Source organism: Erwinia sp. 009765445 (assembly GCF_058137865.1).
Window position 1 is genome coordinate 41,528 of sequence record NZ_JBYUWC010000008.1, and the last position, 11,569, is coordinate 53,096.

An 11,569-nucleotide genomic window follows, 5' to 3' on the forward strand; every position below is an offset into this window, starting at 1 on the left:
AGCACTCAGCGGCATTCTGCCGTACACGCATTTTGGCTACGCCACGTTGCCGGATGGGCAACGCCGTTTCGGTCACCACGGTGGAAATAAGCAAGCCAGGGAAATATTAAGAAATATCAGGGTGAGAGTTGACTGAAATATTCGTGCCCATTTGATAATAAGTACACATTAAAGGAAATGTCTTTCGGGCCGATAAGTTTGAATATCCGATAATATTAAAAAGCCATTGCCAGAGCAATATTCCGGCGCCCCGCAGACAGAAGATGGAAAAGGCTATGACGGACAGCTGCGTTCTTACCCCAGGTATGGAAACTACTCCCTATAGTGTGAATGTTATCAATGACCTTGTGAAGCGCTCCCGGGCAGAACACCAGGCAGATTTACGCAAGTCAGCAGCAAAGAGTGGCTCTCTCTCGTACAATTATCGTAATTCGGTATTGTTAGCGAAAATAAAACTTCAGTCCGTTAACAGCATTGGCAGTAATAATACCCAAAGTTTGTGTCAGTTGATTGCCCTCTACTCCAGCCGCGCGGATGTGAATGCGGTATTTTTATCTGACCGGCCGCTCTCTCCTGACGCTGGTCGCGCCGAGCTGGCCAGTCAGGCGGCAGAATACATCAGAGCCAGCTATCGGGGAAAAGCAGTCAGAAACCCTTTTACCGGGCTGTGCCGCAAAACGGCCTCACTGATCGCTTACAATCGCAGCGGAGCCTTTACTTCCGCAGAGCGGTTAGCCGCTTATGATCAGATCAATAAATCTGACGGCGATTATGACAACGTGGTTTATAACAAAACGCATCTTAACAGCTGGCAAAATGCTGAATATGGCAAAGTGGTTGAACTCGCGACACTGTTGAAAAAAGTCGCCGGTATGAGCGAGGGGGAAAAGCAGGAGAAAGATATCACCGAAGAATTAAACAGCGTGATACAGTGGAAAATCGATTTACTGGAAGAAAAATATGCACTCCGCTATCAGGCTGTGGAGTACGCTAATCTGGTCAGTCCCCACCGCGCGGATTTACTGATTGTCAGCAAGACATCTGCGGGTGCTTTCACCTGGAAAACGGCCGGCTCAGAAAATTTATATCAGCTGATAAAACACAATCGGGCGGTGATCGCTCTCAGCGGTATGGTCAGCCTGTACTGAGAAGCGCCAGGCCGCTTCCCGCTGGCAGGATAAAACCTGATGAAACAATCACCTGTGGTGATGATTATCTCTCTCTCTTCTTAAGTTTATTATCTCTTATATTTGATAATGACCCATTGTAATGACTGCCTGTTATTCAACAGGCGATTTAAAATATTGCATTAATTCCATTCACAGGCCATCAGGTGTTGCGAGACAACAGTACTTCCTGAAAGTTCAAAACCTTATTTTGCATTGCCAATCTAAATGATTATACTTCTCATTCGCTTTTTGATGTGAAGAGATGTTCTCTCTTTGCAACCTGCTGATCTAAAAATAAAATCTCTTGAGGGTAAATAATGTTTTTTGCTCCTTCTCTTTCCCGGGAAAATCGTACTGGTCACTCCTCTTCCGCCAGAATGGCTGCTCCGTTACTCTCTTTGCTGGCCGTGGTTATCGCCACAGAATTGCATGTGCCGACCGCTGCTGCTGACACCACCACGGACACCGCTCAAAAAGAACAGAACCTGGTGGTGAATGCCACGACTGACACGGCTTCCAGCACGCAAAACACGGACTACAGCGTCCCGGTGACCAGCGCCGCGATCAAAATGGCGCTGACCGCTCGTGATACGCCTCAGTCAATCAGCGTCATCACTAAACAGCGCATGGAAGATCAGAAACTCGACACCCTGAACGATGTGTTGAAAAACACCACAGGGATCAGCGAATTTAACTCGGGAGCGAACCGCAGTAACTTCTACTCTCGCGGCTTTATGATTGATAACTATCAGATTGATGGTGTGCCAGTGCTGATCGATTCGCAGTGGAACATTGGTGATACCCTTTCTGATACGGCAATTTACGATCGGGTTGATGTGGTTCGCGGCGCGACCGGTTTAATGACCGGTGCGGGCAGCCCGGCGGCCTCGATCAATATGGTGCGCAAGCAGGCCGACAGCAAAGAATTTAAAGGCGATCTCTCTGCCAGCTACGGTAGCTGGGATAATCAGCGTTATGTTGCCGACCTTTCAGCTCCGCTGACAGAGTCTGGGAATGTGCGTGGCCGCGTGGTGGCCGGTTACCAGGATGGTGACAGCTGGCTGGATCACTACCATACCCAGAAAAAATTCCTTTATGGCGTGGTGGATGCCGATCTGACCGACTCCACGACCCTCTCGCTGGGCTATGACTACGAAGAAACCAATATTCAGGGTGCGACCTGGGGCGGCCTGCCAACCTTCTACCTCGATGGCAGTAAAACCAATTACGATCGCAGTACCAATCTTTCTCCTGACTGGGCCTATAACAACAGCGATTCTAAGAAAGTCTTCGCTAAGCTGAAACAGGATTTCAGCAACGGCTGGCAGTTCAACCTCAGCGGCTCCCATACTGAAGCGACCATGGACAGTAAGCTGCTGTATATCGACGGATACTTCGATAAAACCACCGGGATTGGCGTCGGGCCTTATGCGGGCTACGACCTGTTAGGCGGCACCGGTTACAACACTGCGAAGCGTAAAGAGGACTCTGTTGATTCCTATGTCACCGGGCCGTTTGAGCTGTTCGGACGTGAGCACCAGTTGATGGCCGGGGTGACTTACATTCGCCAGCATGACCGCTATTTAAGTTCGTCAACCAGCTTCACCTCGGCTGATGTGGGTGATTTTAATAACTGGGGTAACTATCCGGAACCGGACTGGGACGACCAGGCGTTGTCTCAGGACAACACCATCCGTCAGAAATCGGCCTATATGGCGACCCGTATTTCACTGGCCGATCCGTTGCATATGATCCTCGGTGCGCGTTATACCCAGTATCGGGCTAACACGCTGACGCAGAATATGGAGAAGAACAACATCACGCCTTACGCGGGCCTGGTGTATGACATCAACGATACCTATTCTGCTTACGCCAGCCACACCTCGATCTTCAAGCCGCAGACTTATCGTAATGCCAGCGGCGCATATCTCTCTCCGGTTACCGGAAAAAGCTACGAGACCGGGATCAAAGGTGACTGGAACAACAGTCGTGTGACAGCTTCATTAGCCGTGTTCCGTATCGAGCAGGATCATCTGGGTGCTACGGATTATGCGCTGGTGCCGGGCAGCAACGACTACGCCTATTATGAGCAGGATGGCACGGTCAGCAAGGGTGTTGAGTTCGAAGTCAACGGGGCGGTCACTGACAATCTGCAGATGACCTTCGGCGCAACCTGCTATGTGGCGAAAGACGGTGAAAACGCTGCGCTGAACCCGACTCAGCCACGCACCACGCTGAAGTTGTTCACCAGCTATCGCCTGCCGATGCTGCAGGATCTGACCGTGGGCGGTGGAGTTAACTGGCAGACGCATACCTGGGATAACGTTGCCGGGCCGGACGGCGCCAGCACTCTGTATGCAGAGCAGGGCAGCTATGCGCTGGTTGATCTTTTCGGTCGCTATAACGTGACCAAACAGTTGTCGATTCAGGCTAACCTGAACAACCTGTTCGATAAAACCTACAACATCGACGTGGGCAGAAACACCGTTTACGGCGAGCCGCGTAACGTCTCTGTGACCGCTAACTACCGCTTCTGATCCACCTCTGGTAAGAATGCCCCGGCAACGGGGCATTCTCAGTAGTATAGAACTCATATTCCCTTGTATCCTGCGCGCGGCCTGTTGAAGAACATGCCATTACATTGTGATGCAATGGCATGACTCCGACGGCCACTCTGTTCAATGGCCCGAAAGGACAATATGGTCTCAATCAGTGGAGTTCACCAGCAGGATTGGCGGCGGGTACGAATACGATCACATATCTCGCTTTATCAAACCCAGTTGCTTTCCAATAGCCCGATCGACCATGCGTTTCGGCAGCAGCCGGGGCAGCGTCCAGTTCTTCCATTTCTGCTGAACCAAGGTATAGCAGACCTGAGGATTTTGATGAGTCAGGGACGTGTATACGGCTTCGCCAACCACTTCAGGCTTCATCCCTTTGCGGCCTTCTCCGATAAACCAGCTGACAAAACGGTCGAGGATCGGCCCGTAATCCGTTTCCCGATAGCGGCTGTAATCTTCCTGTATGGCTTTATCCAGAATAGGCGTATTAACAAAGCCAGGTTCAATCAGGATCACCTCAATGCCATACAGCTGCAGTTCGCGGCGTAATGATTCCGAAGCACCTTCGAGTGCGTGTTTAGAGGCGGCATAGGCCCCCAAAAAAGGCGCACTGAAGCGACCTCCCACTGAGCTCATGTTAATGACGCGGCCGGGTTTGCCTGTCACCGGCGTTCCGGCCCCCAGCAAAGGGGCGAAGGCCTGAGTGGTGATGACCGGGCCAAGCAGATTGGTCTCCAGTTGTGCCCTGATCTCGTCAACGGGTTGATGCAGCAACGGCCCGGCTTTACAGGCTCCGGCATTATTGATCAACCCTGCCAGCGTTCTGCCCTGCAAAAATGTACTGACCTGCTGCGCACACTTAGCGACGGCTATTTCATCAGTGACATCCATCATTAAGGGCATGAAACTGTCGCCCAGCTTTGTCCGCATTCTGTCAGCATCTTCCTTTCTTCGCACTGACCCAAAAACAACGAAATCTTTAGCCAGCAGGACTTCGGTTATGGCAAGGCCAATTCCCGAAGAGACACCGGTTACCACTACCACTTGTTTTGACACGGGCATATTCTCCAAAATGTACCGCGTTCACCTTTATGATGTACAACGTACATTTTCCGCACCACTCCCGTCAAGGTGTATAGTGTGCATCTATGGCATTTCCAAAGAAAACCGATCGCGAGACGATCCTTGCTGCAGCGATGTTGCAGGTAGAACGAGAAGGTCCCGATGCGCTGGCAATCCGCAGTATTGCCAGCGAGCTTGGGCTCGCCCCTAACGCTTTATACCGTTACTTTCAAAACCTTGCAGATCTGAAGTGCGCCCTCGGCGAAGAGAGTCGCAGGCGGATGCTGGCAGCAATGAAAGCGGCGGCCAGCGGCAAAAATCCGGCGGATGCAATACGTGCCCTTTCTGATGCGTATCTGGCGTTTGCCAGAGAAAGTCCGCATGTTTTCGCGCTGACGCTTGCGGCTCCGGCTGAGGGTGATGATGAAAATGCAATGCATCTTCAGTGCTGGCGGTTCGTCACCGGCCAGGTGAGCCGATTGTATGGGGAAAAGCAGGCACCAGAGGCATCAGTGGCATTGTGGGCGTTGATGCACGGCATGTGTGTGCTGGAGCAGGCGGGCGTGCTGGGAGAGTTGAAACCAGGCAGTGGCGGATCCTTCGGACTGCAAATCTGGATCGCTGCTGCGGGCGACCAGGCGTCTCAGGCCAGCCCGTCCTGAGACGAACTGGCCCTTCAACAGCGTCACACTACCGCAGAAACCAGCCAGACCAGCAAGAACCCGGTAACCCCCATCGCCGTGGTCAGCACCGTCCAGGTTTTCAGACCATCAGCCACCGACAAGCCCAGGTAGCGGGTCACCACCCAGAAACCTGCATCGTTCACATGTGACAGTCCCAGTCCGCCGAAGCAGGCAGAGAGCGTGACCAGCACCAGCTGGATATCGCTCAGCCCGGTAACGGCCTGTGTCAGCAGTCCGCTGGTGGTGAGGATGGCCACGGTAGCCGAGCCCTGTGAAGCGCGCAGCGCCAGCGCTTTACCCACGCCGGATTCCACCAGTACTTTACCAAACGCACCGCCCGCACCCGCTACCAGAATCACCCCTGCAGAGCTGGGGATCGCCCGGTCCAGCAGCTCGCCCAGCTTGTCTTTGGTCAGGCCGCGACGCAGGCCCAGCAGCCAGGCAGACAGGGCCAGCGCAATCAACAGAGCAATTGCCGGGGTGCCAATCAGTGTGAGCAACTGGCGGATAGCATTGCCTTCGGGCAGGGCTGTATGGGCCAGCGTACCCACCACGATCAGCAGGATTGGCACCACAATCAGCGAGGAGATCAGCCATGCGCCAGGCGGTTTAATGCCTGTTTTTCGCGGGCTGTTTTCCGGTTTGGCCAGCTGTAGCTGTTCCAGGACGTTCAGCGACAGATGGTACTGACGCAGGTTCATCCACTTAGCCACAAAGTAGCCCACCACGCCAACCGGGATAGAGATGGCAATACCCAGCAGTATCAGCCAGCCAATATCCGTACCCAGCAGACCGGCAGCCGCAGCCGGACCCGGATGAGTGGGCAGCGCAACATGGACGGTCAGCATCACGCCAGCCATTGGCAGGCCGTATTTCAGCGGCGAAACGCGGGCGACTTTGGTGAAGCCGTAAATCAGCGGGATAAATGGCCCCCAGCACGATGATGATCGTTATCGATCCCAACAGGCCGCCCATCCCGGCGACGATCACTTTCATAATATTGTCGGCCGGGATCCCGGTGGCGATCGCTACCAGCAGGCTGACCACCAGCAGAGCAACGAAAGGGTGGATTTTGGCTTTGATGACCATCAGCAGCAAAATCAGCACGCTGGCGACGGCGATGGTAAGTAGCAGGGCGGTAGACATCAGTTCAGCCTCTTGGGGTTTTATATTTTTCACTGTTTTCAATAAGATAATAGGTAATGCATTCCCCGGTCTGCGCCTGAACCAGGCAGCAGAAAGCCGTCGCTGCGCGCAGAAACGCGCAACGTCAGTCACGAAAACTTGCTGTTATTTATACGGAGTGAACCAGTCCAGACCTTCCAGAGTTGAAGCCCGCGGGAAATATTCGCAGCCGATCCAACCCTGATAGCCGCTTTGGTCGATCGGGTCGAACAGCCACGGGTAGTTGATCTCGCCCTTGTCCGGTTCATGACGATCCGGTGCGGAGGCGATCTGAATATGCTGATACTGCCCGGTAAAATCGCCGATCAGATGGCTGAGGTTGCCGTCCACCAGCTAGGCGTGGAACAGATCGAGCTGGGTGAACACACCCGGACGATCGATGCGCTTCACCATTTCCAGCGTCTGATACTGGCTGGCGTAGAGGTAACGCGGTTTGGTTTTCGGGTTCAGCGCTTCCAGCAAAATGCGGATGCCGTGTGACGCAAAGCGGTCGGCGGCGTAGCGGATGTTCTCAATAAAGGTGCGGCAGTATGCCTCGCGATCCGCACCTTCAGGGACGGTCGCGGCCATGATATGGACCTGCGGGCAATTCAGCGCCACGGCATATTCCAGCGCCATGTCGATATCCCGCAGGGCTTCTTCTTCCCGTCCCGGAATGGCGGAAACGCCCCATTCACCGGCTTCGACATTGCCGGGTCCGGTATTGAACAGTACCATCTCAAGATGGTTACGCACCAGCGCCTGCTTCAGCTCTGCCGCGTCGTAGTCGTAAGGGAAAAGAAACTCCACGCCGCGAAAACCAGCCTCAGCGGCGGCATCAAAGCGCGCCAGAAACGGCAGGTCGGTAAACATGGTCGAAAGATTGGCAGCAAATTTAGGCATGTTCAGCTCCGTAATTCAGCCACTTCGTCATCATTCAGATAACGAATCGGGCGATCGCCTAGGGTGAAGATCAGCCGGGCGGTCTCTTCCAGTTCTTCAGTGTTATCAGCTGCTTCACGCAGGGTTTCCCCCACCACTACCGGCCCGTGGTTCGCCAGCAGGAACGCTTTATAGTGCGGAGCCAGCCTGGCAAGATCCTGCCCCAGACGGTCATCTCCCGGACGATAATAAGGAACCACCGGGACATCACCGACGCGCATCACCACATACGGGGTGAAGGGGCGGATGCAGTTCTGCGTATCCAGCCCTTCCAGGCAGGAAAGTGCGGTGAGGTACAAACAGTGCAGATGCACAATCGCCCCACAGGCCGGGTTATTCTGGTAAATCGCCCGGTGGAAGCTGATCTCTTTCGACGGTTTGTCACCGCCAATCCATTCGCCTTCCGGCGTCACTTTCGACAGACGTTCAGCCACCAGTTCACCCAGGCAGGAGCCGGTGGGCGTGGCCAGCAGCGTGCCGTCTTCGAGCTTCATCGACAGGTTACCGGCCGAGCCGGTGGCATAGCCGCGCTGGAAAAATGACGCGCCCAGGCGGACCATCTCTTCACGTGCTTGTTGTTCAGTCATAGCGGAAACTCCGTCTGGGCGCGGGCAAAGAAGTTTTCATCACCAAAGTTACCGGACTTCAGCGCCAGCGAGACTGGCTGAGCCACGGCTCTGACCCAGGGGACGCCGGGCGAAATCACCGGACCAATATGGAAGGCATCAATGCCAAGGGTTTGCGCAACCACGCCGGAGGTTTCACCACCCGCGACGATAAAACGCTGCCAGCCGCGCTGCTGCAGATCACGCACTACGGCGGCAAACAGCTGCTCAACGGCTTCGCTGCTCTCCTGCGCGCCATACTTCTGCTGAATACGCTGAAGTTTTTCCGGTTCTGAAGTGGCGAACAGCAGCGGTGCCAGGTTCTCCGTGCTGTGCTCTGCCACCCAGTCACAGAGTTCGGCGGCATAGACTTCACGCTGTTGCAGAGCGCGTTCCACGTCAATCCCCAGTGACGGAGCCTGGTCACGGTAGCGCGCAACCTGACGATTGGTCATGGTAGAGCAGGAGCCTGAAAGTACCACCGCACGTTCACCCGCAGGGGCTCCGGCAGCCTGTGCCTGTTCGCTGTTGTGCGCGGTATTGGCCCACTGGCGGGCCAGACCGATAGCCAGCCCGGAACCACCGGTGACCAGTTTCAGATCGCGGACTGCTTCGCCCTGGGTCAGCAGATGCTGTTCATTCAGTGCGTCCAGCACCACATAGCTCACGCCTTCCTGTGCCAGCGCGGCCATTTTTTCGCGCACGGCGGCAGCGCCCCGATCAAGGGTCTGGCTGGCAACCAGCCCTGCCTTACCGGCAGCCTGAGCCTCCATCAGCCGCAGCAGATTGCTGTCGGTCATCGGCGTTACCGGATGGTGACGCATGCCCGAGTCGGACAGCAGCTGATCCATCACAAACAGATGACCCTGATAAACGGTGCGACCGTTGACCGGCAGAGAGGGGGAAATAATGGTTTGCGATTCGCCCAGTGCAGCCAGCAGTGCGTCCGTTACCGGCCCGATGTTACCTTTCACGGTGCTGTCGAAGGTGGAACAATATTTAAAATAGAAGCGCTCGCAGCCCTGCTGTTGCAGCCATTCCAGCGCATGCATGGAATCAGCCACCGCCTTTTGCGGCGCGCATGAACGCGACTTCAGGCTGACCACTATTGCATCAGCATTCAGCGCCAGTGGCTCCGGTGGCACGCCGTTAACCTGTACGGTAGCCATGCCGTTCTGCACCAGGAAACTGGCGATGTCGGTCGCGCCGGTAAAATCATCGGCAATCACTCCCAGGCGCATTATCCACGCTCCTGTCTGGCTGGCAGCGTAATGCCGCTGAAAATCTTGATCACCGCGCTGTCGTCTTCGCGGCCATAGCCTGCGTTGCTGGCGGAGGTGAACATGTTGAAGGCGGTTGAGGCCAGCGGCAGCGGGAAGTGCAGCGCTTTCGCCGTATCAGCCACCAGGCCGAGATCTTTCACAAAAATATCCACGGCGGATTTGGGCGAGTAGTCACCGTCAACCACGTGGCGCATACGGTTCTCAAACATCCAGGAGTTGCCGGAGGCGTTGGTCACCACGTCATACATGGTATCCAGCGGGATCCCGGCCCGGGCAGCCAGCGCTATCGCTTCTGCACCGGCGGCAATATGTACACCGGCCAGCAGCTGGTGGATGATTTTTACCGTAGAGCCGAGGCCGATTTCGCTACCGATGCGGTAGACTTTGCCCGCCACCGCATTCAGCACCGGCTGCAGTAGTTCAAAGGCCTGGTCACTGCCTGAGGCCATCACCGTCATCTCACCGATGGCAGCTTTCGCCGCGCCGCCGGAGACGGGGGCATCCAGCATCACCAACTGGTATTCCGCCAGCTGCTGCTCAATCTGTAATGCATCCTGTGAAGAAATGGTAGAGGACACCATCACCGCCGTACCGGGCTTCAGCAGCGTCGCCAGTCCGTTCTCAGCAAACAGGATCTGCTTCACCTGCGCGGCATTTACCACCAGCAGCAGCACTGCATCCAGTTCAGCCGCGAAGCTGGCAGCACTGGTTTCAGCAGCCTGAGCACCGCTGTCGCGCAAAGTTTGCAGCGCCTGCGGGTTTAAATCGACACCCCAGGTTTTCAGCCCGGCTTTAATACAGGATTGCGCCGCACCCATCCCCATGGAACCGAGGCCAACGACACAGACCGACACTGATGTTGCGTTTGACATACGCCCTCCGTGTTAAAATTAGTGATTATTTGTTTTGTTGTGTGAAGTATAGGCGTTTTTAACGGCCATTTTGGTGATATTCCTCACATTAATTAACAGGGGTGCATCTGTTTTTCACAAGGATTAACACGAGTGATAAAAAATGGCTGCAGGCAACAAGGCTGCTCCATTACACTGATGCGATTCGTCAGCCACTACTACAAGGAGAGAGCATGATCCCGGTCGAACGACATCAACAAATTTTAGCGCTGGTACAGGAAAAGGGCGTGGTGAGTATTGCTGAGCTGACTGAGCGTCTGGGCGTCTCCCATATGACCATCCGCCGCGATCTGCAAAAGCTGGAGGAACAGGATGCGGTGATGCTGGTTTCCGGCGGCGTGCGTTCGGCGGAGCGGCTGGCGAGCGAACCTTCACATCTCGATAAAACCAGCATGTTCAGCCAGGAGAAGCAGGCGATTGGTGCAGCGGCAGCGCGGCATATTCCGCTGAACAGCTGCATCTATCTGGATGCGGGCACCACCACGCTGGCGCTGGCCCGGGCGCTGGAAGTCAGGGATGATTTGCTGGTGGTCACTAACGACTTTGTTATTGCGAACTTTCTGATCGAGAACAGCCAATGCCGGATGGTACACACTGGCGGAAGCCTGTTACGCGATAATCGATCCTGTGTCGGCGATGCGGCGGCTCAGGCGTTGCGCGGACTTTCGGTAGACATCGCGTTTATCTCCGCGTCCTGCTGGGGGGCCCGTGGCATTTTTACGCCGGATGAGGAAAAGATCACCGTGAAGCGAGCCGCCAGCGAAGTGAGCCGGAAGCGGGTGCTGCTGGCCGACAGCTCAAAATACAACAAAATTGCCACTTTTCTGGCCCTGCCACTCACCCGGTTTGATGGTGTGATCACCGATCCTCGCCTGTCAGAATCGGCGCGGCAGGAGCTGAACGTCCTGAATATCGAGATTACACTGGCCTGAAAGCGGCATTAATCCGCCGAATAAAGGCCAATAACATCGTGTATTTATTTAAAATCCCGACAAAGACATAGAAGAAATTCTATGTTTTTGTCGTTGGCTGGGGATTATTGGCCTTTTTCAGGAATGAAGAAAGCGTTATTTTTAAATGCATGCTCACTTAACTTATTATTCTGCATTCTTTTGTTAAAGTAATTAATTTGAGTTACTGGAACCTCTAACGTTTTGTCTGGAATATTTTGATTTAATCGTTCTGACAG

At 54.6% G+C, this 11,569-nt stretch carries 8 protein-coding genes and 2 pseudogenes; 4 read left to right on the forward strand and 6 right to left on the reverse strand.

The genetic code is table 11. The features are described from left to right. The first annotated feature begins 275 nt into the window (after positions 1-275). Both AC3Y5R_RS10340 and fhuE read left to right on the forward strand, forming a co-directional pair. On the forward strand, positions 276-1,148 hold the full coding sequence (locus AC3Y5R_RS10340; protein WP_489921271.1) for a hypothetical protein: 873 nt from the start codon (positions 276-278) through the stop codon (positions 1,146-1,148). Between the two features lie 338 nt (positions 1,149-1,486). Then, entirely contained in the window at positions 1,487-3,706 is a 2,220-nt protein-coding gene (gene fhuE, locus AC3Y5R_RS10345; RefSeq protein WP_489921272.1) for a ferric-rhodotorulic acid/ferric-coprogen receptor FhuE, read from the forward strand. 216 nt (positions 3,707-3,922) lie between these two features. Here the strand turns inward: fhuE and AC3Y5R_RS10350 are convergent, their stop codons facing one another. Further along, positions 3,923-4,786 carry an SDR family NAD(P)-dependent oxidoreductase gene (locus AC3Y5R_RS10350; RefSeq protein ID WP_489921273.1) on the reverse strand — a complete coding sequence of 288 codons (864 nt, stop codon included), beginning with the start codon at positions 4,784-4,786 and terminating at the stop codon, positions 3,923-3,925. Positions 4,787-4,878: 92 nt separating this feature from the next. Between AC3Y5R_RS10350 and AC3Y5R_RS10355 the strand changes: the two genes are divergently transcribed. Continuing rightward, positions 4,879-5,454 carry a TetR/AcrR family transcriptional regulator gene (locus AC3Y5R_RS10355; RefSeq protein ID WP_489921274.1) on the forward strand — a complete coding sequence of 192 codons (576 nt, stop codon included), beginning with the start codon at positions 4,879-4,881 and terminating at the stop codon, positions 5,452-5,454. Between the two features lie 23 nt (positions 5,455-5,477). On the opposite strand, the pseudogene AC3Y5R_RS10360 reads toward AC3Y5R_RS10355, so the two are convergent. The 5 genes and pseudogenes from AC3Y5R_RS10360 to ltnD all read right to left on the reverse strand — a co-directional run bounded on the left by AC3Y5R_RS10360 (position 5,478) and on the right by ltnD (position 10,341). Further along, a pseudogene (locus AC3Y5R_RS10360) lies at positions 5,478-6,621 on the reverse strand (GntT/GntP/DsdX family permease). Positions 6,622-6,765: 144 nt separating this feature from the next. Next, positions 6,766-7,542, reverse strand: a pseudogene (gene otnI / locus AC3Y5R_RS10365) (2-oxo-tetronate isomerase). Positions 7,543-7,544: 2 nt separating this feature from the next. Further along, positions 7,545-8,168, reverse strand: coding sequence for a 3-oxo-tetronate 4-phosphate decarboxylase (otnC, locus tag AC3Y5R_RS10370; RefSeq protein ID WP_489921275.1), 624 nt, complete (start codon positions 8,166-8,168; stop codon positions 7,545-7,547). Beyond that, positions 8,165-9,427: a 3-oxo-tetronate kinase gene (gene otnK / locus AC3Y5R_RS10375; protein WP_489921276.1), complete on the reverse strand. Its 1,263-nt coding sequence runs from the start codon at positions 9,425-9,427 to the stop codon at positions 8,165-8,167. Before otnK ends, otnC begins: the two co-directional genes overlap by 4 nt. Further along, a complete protein-coding gene (gene ltnD, locus AC3Y5R_RS10380) occupies positions 9,427-10,341 on the reverse strand; it encodes an L-threonate dehydrogenase (protein ID WP_489921277.1) in 915 nt (304 codons plus the stop codon). The genes otnK and ltnD overlap by 1 nt, the downstream gene beginning before the upstream one ends. 212 nt (positions 10,342-10,553) lie before the next feature. On the opposite strand from ltnD, the gene ygbI reads away from it, so the two are divergent. Further along, on the forward strand, positions 10,554-11,312 hold the full coding sequence (ygbI, locus tag AC3Y5R_RS10385) for a DNA-binding transcriptional repressor YgbI (protein ID WP_489921278.1): 759 nt from the start codon (positions 10,554-10,556) through the stop codon (positions 11,310-11,312). Positions 11,313-11,569: the final 257 nt, after the last annotated feature.